We start from the raw sequence: 17,069 nt of genomic DNA, 5'->3' as shown, positions 1-17,069 counted from the left end.
GGTCCCCGGATTGCCAGCCCCGCGCGCGGGTGCCGGCAATGCGCGGGCCGTTTTTCGTGGGCCAACCCTTTCCCACATCGCACCATGACTCAAGCCGCAGCACCTTCCCGTCCCCCGATGCTGACCATGGCCCAGGCGCTCGACGCGCTGCTTGGCGCCGCCCGGCCGCTGGCGCAGGCCGAGTCGATCGACACGCTGGCCGCCAACGGCCGTGTGCTGGCCGCGCCGGTGACGAGCACGCTGCGCGTGCCGCCGGCCGACAATACCTCGATGGACGGCTACGCCGTGCGCGCCGCCGAGGTGCCGGCCGCGGGCACGCGTCTGCGGGTGTCGCAACGGATTCCCGCCGGCCATGTCGGCACCGCGCTGGAGCCCGGCACCGCGGCGCGCATCTTCACCGGCGGGCTGATTCCGCCCGGCGCCGATGCCGTGGTGATGCAGGAGCAATGCACGGCCGAGGGCGACGACGTGATCGTCAACCACGTGCCGCAGTCCGGCGAATGGGTGCGGCGCGCCGGCGAGGACATCGAAGCCGGCAGCGTGATCCTGCCGGCGGGCACGCGGCTGACGCCGCAGGCGCTTGGCCTGGCCGCGTCGGTCGGCCAGGCGCGGCTCGAGGTGGTGCGCCGCGTGCGCGTCGCGGTGTTCTTCACCGGCGACGAACTGGCCATGCCTGGCGAGCCGCTCAAGCCAGGCGCGATCTACAACTCCAACCGCTTCACGCTGCGCGGCCTGCTGGAAAACCTGGGCTGCGAGGTCAGCGACTTCGGCATCGTGCCCGATACGCTGGCGGCGACGCGCGAGACGCTGCGCCGCGCGGCGCAGGGCCATGACCTGATCATTACCTCGGGCGGCGTCTCGGTCGGCGAGGAAGACCATATCAAGCCCGCGGTCGAGGCCGAGGGGCGGCTCGATATGTGGCAGATCGCGATCAAGCCGGGCAAGCCGCTGGCGTTCGGGCAGGTCGGCAACGGTAGCGAGCCAGCGTTTTTCCTCGGGCTGCCGGGCAACCCGGTGTCCAGCTTCGTGACCTTCCTGCTGTTCGTGCGCCCGTTCATCCTGCGCCTGCAGGGCGTGGCCGAGGTGACGCCGCGGCGCCTGCCGCTGCGCGCCGATTTCGAGCTGAAGAAGGGGGACCGCCGCAACGAATTCCTGCGCGCGCGAGTCAACGCCGAGGGTGGTCTGGACCTGTTCCCGAACCAGAGCTCGGGGGTGCTGACCTCCACCGTGTGGGGCGATGGCCTGATCGACAATCCGCCCAACCAGGCGATCGCGCGCGGCGACACCGTGCAGTTCATTCCGTTTGACGGCCTGCTCGCGTAGCGGCCGGCATGACCAGGATGCAGAAGGCAGCGATGATCATCGAACTCCGATTCTTTGCCAGCGTGCGCGAGCAACTCGGCGTGTCCGCCGAGCGCGCCGAGGTGCCGCCCGAGGTGTGCACCGTCGGCGCGCTGCGCCAGTGGCTGCGCCAGCGCGGCGGCGCCTGGGCCGAGACCCTGGCCGAGGGCCGCGCCCTGCGCATGGCCGTCGACCATGCCGTGGCGCGCGCCGATACCGCGCTTGCCGACGGCTGCGAAGTCGCGTTTTTCCCGCCCGTGACCGGAGGCTGAGATGAGCGTCAGGGTGCAGCGTGAGGATTTCGATCTCGGCGCGGAAGTCGCGGCACTGCGCGCCGATAACCCGCAGGTCGGCGCCGTGGCCAGTTTTATCGGCACCGTGCGCGACGTCAGCGAGGGCAGCGCCGTCAGCGCGATGGAGCTGGAGCATTACCCGGGCATGACCGAGAAGGCGCTGGCGCAGATCGAGGCGGCGGCGCGCGCGCGCTGGGAACTGCTGGGCGTCACCGTCATCCATCGCGTCGGCCCGCTGCTGCCGCTGGACCAGATCGTGCTGGTCGCGGTCGCATCGAAGCACCGCGGCAATGCCTTTGCCGCCTGCGAATTCATCATGGACTACCTCAAGTCCGAAGCGCCGTTCTGGAAGAAGGAAGAAACGCCCGAGGGCGCGCGCTGGGTCGATGCACGGGTGACCGATGAAGACGCGCTGAAGCGCTGGGGCATCCAGTCGATCAACGCCAGCGGCGAGGACCAGCCCTGATGGGGCCATTGGGGTTTGTCGCCGTCGGTGTCGGCGCCGCGGCGGGGGCATGGCTGCGCTGGGGATTCTCGGTGCTGTGGAATGCCGTCAATCCGGCGATGCCTTATGGCACGCTCGCTGCCAACCTGCTGGGCGGCTACCTGATCGGCCTGGCGGTCGGCTTCTTCGATACCCATGCAGGCCTGCCGCCGGAATGGCGCCTGCTGGCCATCACCGGGTTCCTCGGCGGGCTCACTACGTTCTCGACGTTCTCGAGCGAGGTCGTGGCCAACCTGATCGCCGGCGACTACGGCTGGGCGGCGATGCACTTGCTGCTGCATCTCGGCGGCTCCTTGCTGCTGACCGCGCTGGGGCTCTGGACCTATCGCATGCTGGCCTGATCGGCGTCCCGGATCAGGGCCAGCAGCGCGGCGTTGAAGGCGGACGCCTGCTCCATATGCGGGCTATGGCCCGCCCCGGCCACCACGCTGAAACCCGCCGCGGGCTGCAAGGCGCGCGTGGCAATGCCCACTGCCGGCGCATACAGCCGGCTGGACTCTCCGTACAAATGGAACAATGGCAGCCGCGCCGCGCGCAGCGTGTTGCGAAAGTCCTGCCGCGCCATGTCTTCCCACAAGCTGGCCAGCGCCGCGGCATCGCACTGCTGCGCCATGTGCGCGACGCGCTGCGTCGCCGCTGCCTCCGGACGCCGGCCTGCGGCCCACAAGCCTGATGCCACCGACGGCGCCAGCCGGGGCCAGTCGGCGCGGACGCGCTCCGCCATCTGACAGGCATGAGCCCGGTCGTAATGGCCGTGCAGCCCATGCGGCCAGCCCTGATCAGTGACCATGCGGGGCGTCATGTCGATGCTGCCCACCGCCGCGAGCGGCAGTTGCGGCTGGTCGCGCAGCAGGGCCCAGGCCACCATCGCGCCCATCGACCAGCCCGCCACCACCACGTCAGCCAGCCCGAGGTGCGAGACCAGCGCGGCGACGTCGCGCGCGAGCGCCGCGATGGTCGCGCCGGCGCGCTGGCGCGACAGGCCGTGGCCGGCATGGTCGGGCGCGATCACGCGGAAGCCATCCAGCGCCAGCGCGCGCTGTCCGTCAAAGGCCGCGCCGCTGACCGACCAGCCGTGCAACAGCAGCAAGGGCCGTCCCTGGCCAGCCTCGCGCCAGCCGGGCAGGGCGCCGCGCGCCGGATGGAGCGCATAGGGCGGCGCGGCGGGGCTGGCGGGTACCGGATCGGAAGCGTCCAACGGCGTGTCTCGGCTGGCTGGAGGGGTAAAAGATGTCCCGGATGCCGCCCGGGGTGAGGGTGCCCCTCTATTGACATCCACGCTGCGCAATTTATACGATGAAACATGAATCAGATATCAGGTTTTGCCTGAATGTCGGTTCCGGGCGACGGCAAGTGGAAGGCAAATGGGCGGCAGGGGCGAGGAGGCGCCTGCCGACAATCTGCCGGCGCCGGCAGTACAGGTAGCGGTCGGCATTTCCATGACAAGGCGCGCAGCGCCACCGGAGACAAGATGTCCACCACCCAGACTGGCGACACCGGCATAGCCGACGTCGACGCCACCGGCCCCGCCGGCGGCATGGGCCCGCCCAAGACCGCGCGCGGGCAGAAGACACGCGAGGCGCTGCTGCGCGCCGCCGAGAAGGTGTTCGGCGAGAAAGGCTACTACGCCGCGTCGATTTCCGAGATCACGCAGGAAGCCAAGGTGGCGATGGGCACCTTCTACCTGTACTTCAAAGACAAGGAAGACATCTTCCGCGCGCTGGTCGCGCATATGCTGGAACTGGTGCGCGCGCACCTGCGCAAGCACGTGGCCGCCGCCGAAACCCAGATGGAGGCCGAGCGCCTGGGCCTGAAGGCGTTCCTGTCCTTCGTTTCGCGCCACAAGAACCTGTACCGGATCGTGCTGGATTCTTACTCGGTCGACGAGACCATCTACAGCAGCTATTTCCAGGTGTTCGCCGAGCTCTACAGCCGGCGCCTGACCCGCGCCGAAGAGCAGGGCGAAATCGTGCCGGGCGATGCCGAGGTGCGCGCCTGGTGCCTGATCGGCATCAGCAATTTCCTCGGCATGCGCTATGCGCGCTGGAAGCGTCCGCCGTCGATGGAGAAGGTGGTCGATACCGCCTTCGACCTGATCGCGCACGGCCTGCAGCCGCGCCAGACGCGATAGGTCCGATTGCGCCGTACCGGCCCGCATGCGCCGCCAGCCGGCATGCCACGCAGTTGCAGCAGGTTTCATCCCTACAAACACAAACGAGACCGAACCCAGGAGACCGCAATGCATCGCAACCCCCACGCCCTACGCGCCCTGGCCCTGGCCGCCGCGCTGCTCGGCACCGGCGCCGCGCTGGCCAAGGACATCCGCATCGCCCACGTCTACGACAAGACCGGCGCGCTCGAGGCCTATGCCAAGCAGACCCAGACCGGCCTGATGATGGGCCTGGAATACGCCACCAACGGCACCATGACCGTCAACGGCAACAAGCTGGTGGTGATCGAGAAGGACACCCAGGGCAAGCCGGACGTGGCCAAGGCCCAGCTGGCCGCGGCCTACAGCGACGACCGCGCCGACATCGCGGTGGGCCCGACGTCCTCCGGCACGGCGCTGGCGATGCTGCCGGTGGCCGAGGAATACAAGAAGGTGCTGCTGGTCGAGCCCGCCGTGGCGGACTCCATCACCGGCGACAAGTGGAACCGCTATATCTTCCGCACCGGCCGCAATTCATCGCAGGACGCGATTTCCAACGCGGTGGCGCTGGACAAGCCGGGCGTGCAGATCGCCACGCTGGCGCAGGACTATGCCTTCGGCCGCGACGGCGTCAAGGCCTTCAAGGGCGCGCTCAAGCACGCGAAGATCGTGCATGAGGAATACCTGCCGACCAATACCACGGACTTCACCGCCGGCGCGCAGCGGCTGTTCGATTCGCTCAAGGACAAGCCCGGCCGCAAGGTGATCTTCATCATCTGGGCGGGCGCCGGCAACCCGTTCAAGATCGCCGACCTGGACCCGAAACGCTACGGCATCGAGATCGCCACCGGCGGCAACATCCTGCCCGCGATGGCCAGCTACAAGAACTTCCCGGGCATGGAAGGGGCCACGTACTACTACTTCGGCATTCCCAAGAACAAGGCCAACGAGTGGCTGGTGTCCAACCACTACAGCAAGTTCAAGGCGCCGCCCGATTTCTTCACCGCGGGCGGCATGAGCGCGGGCATCGCGCTGGTCGAAGCCCTGAAGAAGACGCATGGCGAAACCGGCACCGAGAAGCTCATCGCGGCGATGGAAGGCATGTCGTTCGACACGCCCAAGGGCCGGATGACCTTCCGCAAGGAAGACCACCAGGCGATGCAGTCGATGTACCACTTCAAGATCAAGGTGGACCCGGCCTTTGCCTGGGGCGTGCCGGAGCTCGTGCGAGAGATCAAGCCCGAGGAAATGAACGTGCCCGTGCGCAACCACCGCTGATGGACGCGCCAGCCTCCTACGCCAGGACCGCGCCGGCGCCGTCGCAGCCGGCGGGCCAGCCCGCGGGCGCGGCGCCTTCCGCGGCGCGGCCGCTGCTGGAAACGCGCGGGCTCACCATCCGCTTTGGCGGCCACGTCGCCGTCAATGCGGTGTCGTGCGCGTTCCGGCCCGGCGAGCTGACCTGCATCGTCGGCCCCAACGGCGCCGGCAAGACCACGTATTTCAACCTGGTCTCGGGGCAACTGCCGCCCACTGCCGGGCAGATCCTGCTCGATGGCGAGGACGTGACGCGCCTGCCGGTGTCGCAGAAGACCCGGCGCGGCATCGGCCGCGCGTTCCAGCTGACCAGCCTGTTCCCGCAGCTGTCGGTGCTGGAGAACGTGCGGCTGGCGGTGCAGGCGCGGCAGCAGCGCGGCATCGACCTGTTTTCGATGTGGTCGCGCCACCGCGACCTGCAGGCGCAGGCCATGGCCATCCTTGAGCGCGTGGCGCTGGCCGGCAAGCGCCACCTGACCGTGGCGTCACTGCCGCACGGCGACCAGCGCAAGCTGGAGGTCGGCATCTTGCTGGCGCTGCAGCCGCGCGTGTTCATGTTCGACGAACCCACCGCGGGCATGAGCGTCGACGAAGTGCCGGTGATCCTGGACCTGATCCGCGAGATCCGCCAGGACCGCAGCAAGACCGTGCTGCTGGTCGAGCACAAGATGGACGTGGTGCGCTCGCTGGCCGACCGCATCATCGTGCTGCACAACGGCACGCTGGTGGCGGATGGCGATCCGGCCGAGGTGATCGCATCGCCGGTGGTGCAGCAGGCCTACCTGGGCCTGCCGGAAGAGGAGGGCAGCCATGGCTGAGGCGACCACGGCGCAGCCGATCCTGCAATTGCAGGACGTGCAGACCCATATCGGCCCGTACCACATCTTGCATGGCGTCAGCTTCACCGTGCCGCGCGGCGGCGTGACCATGCTGCTGGGGCGCAACGGCGCCGGCAAGACCACCACGCTGCGCACCATCATGGGCCTGTGGCAGGCCAGCGCCGGCACCGTCAGCTTCAACGGCGCCGATATCACGCGGCGCAGCACGCCGGCGATCGCGCAGGCCGGCATTGCCTACGTGCCCGAGAACATGAGCGTGTTCTCCGACCTGACCGTGGCCGAGAACATGCGCCTGGCGGCCCGCACCGGCGCCATCGATGAACGCCGGCTGGACTGGGTATTCCGCATGTTTCCGGCGCTGAAGACCTTCTGGCACCAGCGCGCCGGCGTGCTGTCGGGCGGGCAGAAGCAGATGCTGTCAGTGGCGCGCGCCATCATCGAGCCGCGCCAGCTGCTGATCGTCGACGAGCCGACCAAGGGTCTGGCGCCGGCGATCATCCAGAACATGATCCATGTGTTCCGCGAGCTGAAGCAGACCGAGGTGTCGATCCTGCTGGTGGAGCAGAACTTCCATATGGCGAAGTCGGTGGGCGATACGGTGGCGGTGATGGACGATGGCCGCACGGTGCATACCGGCGCGATGGCGGCGCTGGCGGAGGATGAGGCCTTGCAGCAGCAACTGCTGGGGTTGTCGCTGGCGGCGCACCAGTAGCGAAAGCGATCAGCGAGACCGATGGTTTGCTCCCCTCTCCCGCTTGCGGGAGAGGGGCAGGGGGTGAGGGCAGGTACTGGCATACCGACACGCATCACTGCGTCGACACGCCCGCCCTCACCCCAACCCTCTCCCGCAAGCGGGAGAGGGAGTACCCAGCGCGCGGAACGATATGCCCAAGGCAGGACGTAACCCATGACAACTTCAACGACCCTATCAAGCACCGCGCCGGCAGCCTTGCCCAAGGTCCGCCTCGACTGGACCCCGCTGGCACTCGCGCCCTTGCTGATGCTGCTGGCCTTTCCGCTGGTCGGCAGCCCGTCGACCTGGCTTACGCTGACCATTGCCGGCCTGGCGATGGGGATGATCATCTTCGTGGTGTCGTCCGGGCTGACGCTGGTGTTCGGACTGATGGACGTGCTCAACTTCGGCCATGGCGCGTTCATCGCACTGGGCGCGTATGTCGCGGCCTCGGTGTTGCTGCCGCTGGCGGGCTGGGTCGAGGCCGACAGTCTGGCGCTGAACCTGTCGGTGTTTGCGCTGGCGATCGCCGCGGCGATGGTGGCCGCCGGCGCGGTCGGGCTGTTCTTCGAGCGCGTGGTGGTGCGTCCGGTCTACGGCCAGCACCTCAAGCAGATCCTGATCACGATGGGCGGCATGATCGTGGCCGAGCAGCTGATCAAGGCGATCTGGGGCCCCGAGACCATCGCGCTGCAGGTGCCCACCACCTTCCGCGGCGCGGTGCTGCTGGGCGACGCGGCGATCGAGAAATACCGGCTGATCGCGATGGCACTGGGGCTGGCGATCTTCATCGCCATGCTGCTGCTGCTCAACCGCACCCGCATCGGCCTGCTGATCCGCGCCGGGGTGGAGAACCGCGAGATGGTCGAGGCGCTGGGCTACCGCATCCGGCGCCTGTTCATCGGCGTGTTCGTCGCGGGCGCAGGGCTGGCCGGGCTGGGCGGCGTGCTGTGGGGCCTGTACCAGCAGAACATCACGGCGGCGATCGGGGCGCAGGTCAATGTGCTGATCTTCATCGTGATCATCATCGGCGGGCTGGGCTCAACCACCGGCTGCTTTGTCGGGGCACTGCTGGTAGGGCTGATGGCCAACTACACCGGTTTCCTGTTCCCCAAGGTTGCTCTGTTCTCCAACATCCTGCTGATGATGCTGATCCTGCTGTGGCGCCCGCAAGGGCTGTTTCCGGTGGCGCGGCGCTGAGGGCACGACCATGATCCGACTTCTCTCCGGCGACCTGCCGCGCAGCCGCGTGCTGGCGGCGCTGCTGCTGCTGATCCTGGTGGCGCTGGCATGCGCCCCGTTTGCGTTCCCCGGCGCGCGCGCGCTCAACATGGCGGCCAAGATCTGCATCTTCGTGGTGCTGGTGGCCAGCTACGATTTGCTGCTGGGCTATACCGGCATCGTCTCGTTTGCCCACACCATGTTCTTCGGCATCGGCGGCTATGGCGTGGCCATCGCCATGTCTCGCATGGAGCCGGGCTGGGGCGCATTGCTGGCCGGCACGGCCGGGGCGCTGGCGGTGTCGGCGTTGCTGGCCTTCCTGATCGGACTGTTCTCGCTGCGGGTGAGGGCGATCTTCTTCGCCATGATCACGCTGGCGGTGGCCACCGCCTTCGCCACGCTGGTCTCGCAGCTGTCGGAGTGGACCGGCGGCGAGGACGGGCTGACCTTCAAGGTGCCCGAGGTGCTGCGCCCCGGCTTTACGCTGGGCGATGCCGAATGGCTGGGCGTGCCGCTGAGCGGCAAGCTGCTCAGCTACTACCTGGTATTCGCCGGCGCGCTGGTGCTGTTCCTGGCGCTGCTGCGCATCGTCAACTCGCCGTTCGGCCGGGTGCTGCAGGCGATCCGCGAGAACGATTTCCGCGCCGAGGCGATCGGCTACCGCACCGTGGTCTACCGCACGGTGTCGACAGTGCTGTCGGCCATGTTCGCGACACTGGCGGGCGTGCTGATGGCAATCTGGTTGCGCTACAACGGCCCCGACACCTCACTGTCGTTCGAGATCATGGTCGACATCCTGCTGATCGTGGTGATCGGCGGCATGGGCACGCTCTACGGCGCGGTGATCGGCACCGTGCTGTTCCTGCTGGCGCAGACCTACCTGCAGGACGTGATGAAGCTGGCCAGCGACGGCACCGCCGCGCTGCCGCTGCTGTCGGCGCTGCTGCATCCGGACCGCTGGCTGCTGTGGCTGGGTCTGCTGTTCGTGCTGAGCGTCTATTATTTCCCGCAGGGCGTGGTGGGGCGGCTGCGCGGCAGCAGGCCGGTCCAGGACATCGCCAGCTGAGCGGAGGCTAGCCCATGTACGTGACCGACTGGCTGCACCGGAACGCGCAGCATTTCCCCGACAAGGTCGCGCTGGTGGACGTGGAGAGCGGCCGCCACGTGACCTATCGCCACGTCGACGAGCGCGCCAGCCGTTTTGCCGAATTCCTGCGCGACCATCTGCGGCTGGCACCGGGCACGCGCGTGGCCGTGCTGGCGCACAACAGCTCGGACTATCTCGAGATGCTGTATGGCTGCGCCAAGGCCGGCATGGTGATGGTGTGCCTGAACTGGCGCCTGCCCGCGGCCGAACTGTTGCCGATCCTGCATGACTGCACGCCGCAAGTGCTGGTGGCGGGCGATGGCTTCCTGGGCGTGGCGGCGGAACTGGCCAGTGCGGTGCCGCTGCGCGCGGTGCTGCACCTGGCCGATGATGAAGCCGCCGACGTGCCCGGCGGCTGGACCGAATACGAGGCCGTGCTCGATGCCGCGTCCGGCCGCATCATCGAGATGCCGTGCCGCGACGAGAGCGAGATCTGGCACCTGCTCTACACCTCCGGCACCACCGGCAAGCCCAAGGGCGTGATCCAGACCTACGGCATGGTGTTCTTCAACGCCGTCAACGCGATGCTGGCCAACCAGATCACGCGCGACGACGTCTTGCTCAACGTGCTGCCGTTCTTTCATACCGGCGGCCTGAACCTGTACGCCAACCCGGTGCTGCACGCCGGCGGCACGGTGCACATCATGCGGCAATTCGAGCCGCAGGCCGTGCTGGCCCGGCTCGACCGCCGCAGCGGCGCGGGCATCACCATGTTCTTCGCGGTGCCGGCGGTGTACCTGTTCCTGAGCCAGCATCCCCGCTTCGCACAGACGGACTTGTCGGGCGTGCGCAATATGGCGGCGGGTGGCTCGCCGGTGCCACGGCCCTTGCTGGAAGCCTACCTGGCCAAGGGCGTGACCATCCGCTTCGGCTTCGGCATGACCGAGACCGGCCCCACGGTCTTCGTTTGCGACGAGGATACCGCGCGCCGCAAGCTCGGCAGCATCGGCAAGCCGGTGGGATCGATGCTGACCCGCATCGTCGATCCGCTCGGCGTGGACGTCGGCCCCGGCGAGCGCGGCGAACTGCTGATCAAGGGGCCGGGCGTGACGCCGGGCTACTGGAACCTGCCCGAGGCCACCGCGCAGTCGCTGCGCGACGGCTGGCTGCATTCCGGCGACATCGCCTATTGCGATGAGGACGGCGACTACTACATCGTCGACCGCGCCAAGGACATGTTTATCTCGGGCGGCGAGAACGTCTATCCGGCCGAGGTCGAGAGCGTGCTGTTCCAGTTGCCGGGCGTGGCCGAGGCCGCGGTGATCGGCACGCCGGACCCGCGCTGGGGCGAAGTCGGCATGGCGCTGGTGGTGCCGAGCCCCGGTGCCGCGCTCGACGCCGATGCCGTCCTCGCCCATTGCAAGGCGCACCTGGCCGGCTACAAGGTGCCGCGCGAGGTGCGCTTCCTCGACGCGCTGCCGCGCACGCCGTCCGGCAAGGTGGAAAAGCACAAGCTGCGTGCGGGCCTGGCCGGCAACAGCGGCTGAAGCGCGCACCAGTTGCCGTGGTTTGACGTTGTTCCCGTTGTTCGCGGTCGCGGTCTTTCGCAGTCTTCCATCGACGTATGTCTTGACGGCCCCGGGGCGGGGCCACAGAAGGAGGTTGACATGCAATCCACGCAGCATTCGCCGCGGCGTTACCGCGGCCTCAGGCTCACGGCGCTGGCGGCGGCCGCATCGATGCTGTCCGCATGCGGATCCAGCGACGACAACGGCAACGGCAACGGCGGCAACCCCAATACCAAGCCGGCCTATATCGGCGCGGTCACCATCAACAGCTACGACGGCGCCACCGACGATCTGCTGACCGCAGGGCTGGGCAAGGACGGCCTTGCGAGCAGCACCGCACCACTGCCGCTGAACCCGGCGGCGCCCACCGCGGCGGAATTGCGGCGCTATGCGATCTATACCAACTATCGCGCCATTGTCGACACCAGTGCCGGCGGCGGCTATGGCTCGCTCTATGGGCCCAATGTCGATGCGCAGGGCAATGTCACCGCGTCGGAGGGCAAGGTCGCGGGCGTCGAGTACGTGGCCTACTCCGACGACGGCTCCGGCCAGCAGAACGTGACCATGATGGTGCAGATCCCCAGCACCTTCAACACCGCGAAACCCTGCGTGATCACCGCGACCTCATCGGGCTCGCGCGGCGTGTATGGCGCCATCGGCACCGGCGAATGGGGCCTGAAGCGCGGCTGCGCGGTGGCCTACACCGACAAGGGCACCGGCTCGGCACCGCATGACCTGGACACGGACACAGTGCCGCTGATCGACGGCACCCGCACCACACGCGCGGCCGCCGGCAAGAACGCGCACTTCGCCGCGCCGGCCGGCGCCACCTCGCTGGCGGAATTCACCGCCGCCAACCCGCACCGGCTCGCGTTCAAGCACGCGCATTCGCAACGCAACCCGGAGAAGGACTGGGGCAAGTTCACGCTGCAGGCCGTGGAGTTTGCGCTGTGGGCCATCAATGACCGCTTCGGCGCCGTGTCGGCCAACGGCACGCGCCAGCGCACGCTGGACCAGGACAAGGTGCTGGTGATCGCCTCGAGCGTGTCCAATGGCGGCGGTGCCGCGGTGGCCGCCGCGGAGCAGGATGCCGGCGGCCTGATCGACGGGGTGGCGGTGGCCGAGCCCAACCTGAACATGCCGCCCAACACCGGCATCGTGGTGCGCCGCGGCGCGGCACAGGTGGCGGCCTCGGGCCTGACGCTGTACGACTACACCACCACGGCCAACCTGTTGCAGCACTGCGCCGGGCGCGCCACCGCGCTGACGCAGGCGCCGTTCTACACCAACCCCACCATGGCGCCGTTCTTCGCCGCGCGCTGCCAGACGCTGGCCGAGAAGGGTCTGGTCACCGGCGCGAACACGGACCAGCAGAGCGCCAGCGCGCTGCAGGCGCTGCGTGCCGCCGGCTGGGAAGCGGAATCGGATGACCTGCACCCGTCGCTCGCGGCATTCGACGTGGCCGCCGCGATCGCCGTCACTTATGCCAACGCCTACGCGCGGGCCAGCGTGACCGACCGGCTGTGCGGCTACAGCTTTGCCGCCACGCTGGCCGACTTCAAGCCCGCTGCGATTGCGCCGGCCGCGCTGGCGTCGATGTACGCGACCGGCAACGGCATTCCGCCGCAGGCGCCGGTCCAGCTGATCAACGACCGCGATCCGCAGCACGGGCCCTACCTGAACCTGCCGTCCGTCTCCGCCTCGACCCAGCGCGCCGACCTCAACTACGACGGCGCCAGCTGCCTGCGCGGCTTGCTGACCGGCTCGGATGCCGCGGCGCTTGCATTGCAGGACGGCCAGGCGCTGACGCTGCGCAACGGCAACCTGCGCGGCAAGCCGGCGCTGATCGTGCATGGGCGCAGCGACGCGCTGCTGCCGGTCAACCATACCTCGCGCCCCTACCTGGGCCTGAACCGCCAGCAGGAGGGCGTGACCAGCAAGCTGTCCTACGTGGAGGTCGAGAACGCGCAGCATTTCGATGCCTTCATCGGCGTGGTGCCGGGCTACAGCAACCGCTATGTGCCGCTGCATGTCTACCTGAACCGGGCTTTGGACGCGGTCTACGACAACCTGACCAGCGGCAAGGCGCTGCCGCCGTCGCAGGTCTTGCGGACCACGCCGCGCGGCGGCACCCTCAACACCCCGGCGCCGGCGCTGCTGCCGTCCAACGTACCTCCGTTCGCCGCCACGCCGGCGCCCGGCAACGCCATCACCGTCACCGCCAATACCGTACAGGTGCCCGACTGATGCACGACGACCCGCCGCGCGTGCTGTCGCAGCGCGATTTCGACCGCTTCGCCGCGCTGTCGCGCGACGATAACCCGATCCACTGCGATCCGGCCTTTGCCCGTGGCACGCATTTCGGTGCCACGGTGGCGCACGGCATGTTGCTGTTCTCGCTGCTGTGCGCGCATGGCGCGCGGCAACTGCCGCGGCCGGCCTTGCCGGTCGCGCAGACGCTGATGTTCCCGGCGCCGGCGTTCGTTGGCGATGCGGTGCAGTTTGCGCTGTCTGCGCAGCCGGCGCCCGTCGGGCTTGCCGCCTACGCCACCACGGTGAGCTGCGCGGACGGGCCCGGCCAGGCGCCGCGGGTGACGGCCGTGGGCGAGTCGCGCTGGCTGGCGGACGCGAGTCCCGCCGCACTGGCCGGCCAGCCAGCCGGAGCGGACCCGGTTGCGCAGGATGACGACACGGCCCTGTACGGCTTGCGTCCGGGCCAGCAGGCGGCCGCGGTGCGGGCCTTCACCGCGGCGGACCTGGACGAGTACATCGCGCTGACCGAAGACGCCAACCCGTTCCACGCCGATGCGGGTTTCGCCCGTGCGCGGGGCTTCGCGGGGCCGGTGGTGCCGCTGCCGTTGCTGGCAGGCATGTTCTCGGACCTGCTCGGCACCCGGCTGCCGGGACGCGGCACCGGGTGGATGAAGCAGTCGCTGCGGCTGGCGGCGCCGGCGTGGCTGGACGAGCCGCTGACGGCGCGGGTGCGCATCGTGCGGCTGCGCGCTGACAAGGATCTCGTCAACCTGGCCAGCGTGGTGACCGGCGCGGACGGCCGGGTGGTGGTGCAGGGCGAGTCGCTGGTGCTGGTGCGCAACCTGGCGGACAAGGGCGCCGACCGCGCCGCGTAGCGCACGCGTATCGCTGGCATCACATGCCGCCGCGGCAGTGCGCCCGCGCAGCGCAACGCCGGAGGGCGCGATCCCGTGCGGAATGCGGCCTTGAAATGTCACGGCAAAGCCTTATCTTTCGGTATGACATGAGTGTCCGGCAGGGCATACGGGCGCGGCGGCAAGCTTCGCCGGCGCCCCCGCCCCCCGCATCAGGACACGACCTATCCGAGAGAGGGAATCCTTATGCGTCTTGACAAGCTGACTACCCGGTTCCAGGAAGCGCTGGCTGATGCGCAAAGCCTGGCGCTGGCCAACGACAACCAGTACATCGATCCGCAGCACGTGCTGCGCGCCCTGCTGGCGCAGGATGACGGCGCCGCCAAGGCGCTGCTGGCACGCGCCGGCGCCAACGTGCAGGGCCTGCAGACCGCGCTGGACGCGGCCATCAAGCGCCTGCCGCAAGTGCAGGGCACCAGCGAGGTCCAGATCGGCCGCGACCTGGTGAACCTGCTCAATGCCACCGAGAAGGAAGCGATCAAGCGCGGCGATCAGTTCATCGCCAGCGAACTGTTTCTGCTGGCCGTCGCCGACGACAAGGGCGACGCCGGCCGGCTCGCGCGCGAGCACGGGCTCAACCGCAAGTCGCTGGAGTCGGCGATCCAGGCCGTGCGCGGCGGCGACTCGGTCAACAGCGCCGAGGCCGAAGGCCAGCGCGAAGCCCTGAAAAAGTACACCATCGACCTGACCGAGCGCGCGCGCATCGGCAAGCTCGATCCCGTGATCGGCCGCGACGACGAGATCCGCCGCGCGATCCAGATCCTGCAGCGCCGCACCAAGAACAACCCGGTGCTGATCGGCGAGCCGGGCGTGGGCAAGACCGCCATCGTCGAAGGCCTGGCGCAGCGCATCGTCAATGGCGAGGTGCCGGAAAGCCTGAAGAACAAGCGCGTGCTGGTGCTGGACATGGCCGGCCTGCTGGCCGGCGCCAAGTACCGCGGCGAGTTCGAGGAACGGCTCAAGGCCGTGCTGAACGACGTCGCCAAGGACGAAGGCCAGACCATCGTCTTCATCGACGAGATCCACACCATGGTCGGCGCCGGCAAGGCCGAGGGCGCGATCGACGCGGGCAACATGCTCAAGCCGGCGCTGGCGCGCGGCGAACTGCACTGCATCGGCGCGACCACGCTGGACGAATACCGCAAGTACATCGAGAAGGATGCCGCGCTCGAGCGCCGCTTCCAGAAGGTGCTGGTGGACGAGCCTAGCGTCGAGGCCACCATCGCCATCCTGCGCGGCCTGCAGGAAAAGTATGAGCTGCACCACGGCGTCGAGATCACCGACCCGGCCATCGTCGCCGCGGCGGAGCTGTCGCATCGCTATATCACCGACCGCTTCCTGCCCGACAAGGCCATCGACCTGATCGACGAAGCCGCCGCGCGCATCAAGATGGAAATCGATTCCAAGCCGGAGTCGATGGACAAGCTCGAGCGCCGCACCATCCAGCTGAAGATCGAGCGCGAGGCGGTCAAGAAAGAGACCGACGAAGCCTCGCTCAAGCGCCTGGAGCTGATCGAGCAGGAGATCGCACGCCTGGAGAAGGAATACGCGGACCTGGATGAAATCTGGAAGGCCGAGAAGGGCGCCGCGCAGGGCACGGCCGCGCTGAAGGAGGAGATCGAGAAGGTCAAGCTCGAGATCTCCAGGCTGCAGCGCGAAGGCAAGCTCGACAAGGTGGCCGAGCTGCAGTACGGCAAGCTGCCGGGCCTGGAAGGCAAGCTCAAGGCCGCGACCGATGCCGAGGCCCGCGAGCAGAAGCAGCCCAACAAGCTGCTGCGCACGCAGGTGGGCGCCGAGGAAATCGCCGAGGTGGTGAGCCGCGCCACCGGCATCCCGGTCTCGAAGATGATGCAGGGCGAGCGCGAGAAGCTGCTGAAGATGGAAGACCGCCTGCATGCGCGCGTGGTCGGCCAGGACGAGGCCGTGCGGCTGGTGTCCGACGCCATCCGCCGTTCGCGTGCCGGGCTGGCGGACGAGAACAAGCCTTATGGCTCGTTCCTGTTCCTGGGCCCGACTGGCGTCGGCAAGACCGAGCTGTGCAAGGCGCTGGCCGAGTTCATGTTCGACTCGGAAGAGCACCTGATCCGCATCGACATGAGCGAATTCATGGAGAAGCACAGCGTCAGCCGCCTGATCGGCGCGCCGCCGGGATACGTCGGTTATGAAGAAGGCGGCTACCTGACCGAGGCCGTGCGCCGCAAGCCTTACAGCGTGGTGCTGCTCGACGAAGTCGAGAAGGCCCACCCGGACGTCTTCAACGTGCTGCTGCAGGTGCTGGACGACGGCCGCCTGACCGACGGCCAGGGCCGTACCGTGGACTTCAAGAACACGGTGATCGTGATGACCTCCAACCTCGGTTCGCAGATCATCCAGTCGATGGCCGGCGAGCCGCAGGAAGCGATCAAGGGCGCGGTCTGGCAGGAAGTGCGCACGCATTTCCGGCCGGAGTTCCTCAACCGGATCGATGAAGTCGTGGTGTTCCACGCGCTCGACCAGAAGAACATCGAGTCGATCGCGCGCATCCAGCTGCAGCGCCTGCAGGCTCGCCTGGCCCGCATGGACATGACGCTGGAGGTCAGCGACATGGCGCTGGAGAAAATCGCCAGCGCGGGCTACGACCCGGTGTTCGGGGCGCGGCCGCTCAAGCGCGCGATCCAGCAGCAGATCGAGAACCCGGTGGCACGGGCCATCCTCGAAGGCAAGTTCGCCGCCAAGGATGTGGTGCCGGTGGATTACACCGACGGGGAGTTCACGTTCGGGCGGAAGCTGGACTGAGGCTGAGCGTCGCCTCCCCGCACACGGGGAGGCGTGGACAAGCGTTGCCATGCACAATCCCTGCGCGCGAGCGCAGG

At 68.4% G+C, this 17,069-nt stretch carries 15 protein-coding genes; 14 read left to right on the top strand and 1 reads right to left on the bottom strand.

Annotated elements, in window-relative coordinates; translation table 11 throughout:
- Positions 1-84 precede the first annotated feature (84 nt).
- Genes glp through crcB form a run of 4 tightly spaced genes read left to right on the top strand, consistent with a single transcriptional unit; the run spans position 85 to position 2,480 of the window.
- Entirely contained in the window at positions 85-1,323 is a 1,239-nt protein-coding gene (gene glp / locus ACEI37_RS20295; RefSeq protein WP_373377923.1) for a gephyrin-like molybdotransferase Glp, read from the top strand.
- Positions 1,324-1,355: 32 nt separating this feature from the next.
- Positions 1,356-1,613 (top strand): molybdopterin converting factor subunit 1, encoded by a 258-nt coding sequence (gene moaD / locus ACEI37_RS20290; protein WP_373380289.1) that lies wholly within the window; start codon positions 1,356-1,358, stop codon positions 1,611-1,613.
- A gap of 1 nt (position 1,614) precedes the next feature.
- On the top strand, positions 1,615-2,100 hold the full coding sequence (gene moaE, locus ACEI37_RS20285; protein WP_373377922.1) for a molybdopterin synthase catalytic subunit MoaE: 486 nt from the start codon (positions 1,615-1,617) through the stop codon (positions 2,098-2,100).
- Entirely contained in the window at positions 2,100-2,480 is a 381-nt protein-coding gene (crcB, locus tag ACEI37_RS20280; protein WP_373377921.1) for a fluoride efflux transporter CrcB, read from the top strand. The genes moaE and crcB overlap by 1 nt, the downstream gene beginning before the upstream one ends.
- On the opposite strand, the gene ACEI37_RS20275 is transcribed toward crcB, so the two are convergent.
- On the bottom strand, positions 2,462-3,337 hold the full coding sequence (locus ACEI37_RS20275; protein ID WP_373377920.1) for an alpha/beta fold hydrolase: 876 nt from the start codon (positions 3,335-3,337) through the stop codon (positions 2,462-2,464). The genes crcB and ACEI37_RS20275 overlap by 19 nt on opposite strands.
- 273 nt (positions 3,338-3,610) lie before the next feature.
- On the opposite strand from ACEI37_RS20275, the gene ACEI37_RS20270 reads away from it, so the two are divergent.
- The 10 genes from ACEI37_RS20270 (at position 3,611) to clpB (ending at position 16,992) form a co-directional block, all read left to right on the top strand.
- A complete protein-coding gene (locus tag ACEI37_RS20270; protein WP_115680462.1) occupies positions 3,611-4,270 on the top strand; it encodes a TetR/AcrR family transcriptional regulator in 660 nt (219 codons plus the stop codon).
- Between the two features lie 108 nt (positions 4,271-4,378).
- On the top strand, positions 4,379-5,566 hold the full coding sequence (locus ACEI37_RS20265) for a substrate-binding domain-containing protein (protein ID WP_373377919.1): 1,188 nt from the start codon (positions 4,379-4,381) through the stop codon (positions 5,564-5,566).
- Between the two features lie 92 nt (positions 5,567-5,658).
- Positions 5,659-6,420 (top strand): ABC transporter ATP-binding protein, encoded by a 762-nt coding sequence (locus tag ACEI37_RS20260; RefSeq protein WP_116309954.1) that lies wholly within the window; start codon positions 5,659-5,661, stop codon positions 6,418-6,420.
- Positions 6,413-7,153: an ABC transporter ATP-binding protein gene (locus ACEI37_RS20255; protein WP_373377918.1), complete on the top strand. Its 741-nt coding sequence runs from the start codon at positions 6,413-6,415 to the stop codon at positions 7,151-7,153. Before ACEI37_RS20260 ends, ACEI37_RS20255 begins: the two co-directional genes overlap by 8 nt.
- 195 nt (positions 7,154-7,348) lie before the next feature.
- Positions 7,349-8,374 (top strand): branched-chain amino acid ABC transporter permease, encoded by a 1,026-nt coding sequence (locus ACEI37_RS20250; protein ID WP_373377917.1) that lies wholly within the window; start codon positions 7,349-7,351, stop codon positions 8,372-8,374.
- Between the two features lie 10 nt (positions 8,375-8,384).
- Positions 8,385-9,461: a branched-chain amino acid ABC transporter permease gene (locus ACEI37_RS20245; RefSeq protein WP_373377916.1), complete on the top strand. Its 1,077-nt coding sequence runs from the start codon at positions 8,385-8,387 to the stop codon at positions 9,459-9,461.
- 14 nt (positions 9,462-9,475) lie between these two features.
- On the top strand, positions 9,476-11,029 hold the full coding sequence (locus ACEI37_RS20240) for a long-chain fatty acid--CoA ligase (protein WP_373377915.1): 1,554 nt from the start codon (positions 9,476-9,478) through the stop codon (positions 11,027-11,029).
- Between the two features lie 120 nt (positions 11,030-11,149).
- On the top strand, positions 11,150-13,297 hold the full coding sequence (locus ACEI37_RS20235; RefSeq protein ID WP_373377914.1) for a D-(-)-3-hydroxybutyrate oligomer hydrolase: 2,148 nt from the start codon (positions 11,150-11,152) through the stop codon (positions 13,295-13,297).
- Complete coding sequence (locus ACEI37_RS20230; RefSeq protein ID WP_373377913.1) at positions 13,297-14,178, top strand: MaoC/PaaZ C-terminal domain-containing protein; 882 nt, start codon at positions 13,297-13,299, stop codon at positions 14,176-14,178. Before ACEI37_RS20235 ends, ACEI37_RS20230 begins: the two co-directional genes overlap by 1 nt.
- Before the next feature lie 225 nt (positions 14,179-14,403).
- Positions 14,404-16,992 (top strand): ATP-dependent chaperone ClpB, encoded by a 2,589-nt coding sequence (gene clpB / locus ACEI37_RS20225; protein ID WP_373377912.1) that lies wholly within the window; start codon positions 14,404-14,406, stop codon positions 16,990-16,992.
- Positions 16,993-17,069: the final 77 nt, after the last annotated feature.

Origin of the sequence: Cupriavidus nantongensis, from assembly GCF_041726985.1 — a bacterium.
GTDB classification, from domain to species: Bacteria; Pseudomonadota; Gammaproteobacteria; order Burkholderiales; family Burkholderiaceae; genus Cupriavidus; species Cupriavidus nantongensis_A.
This window is presented reverse-complemented; position numbering and strand designations above follow the sequence as displayed.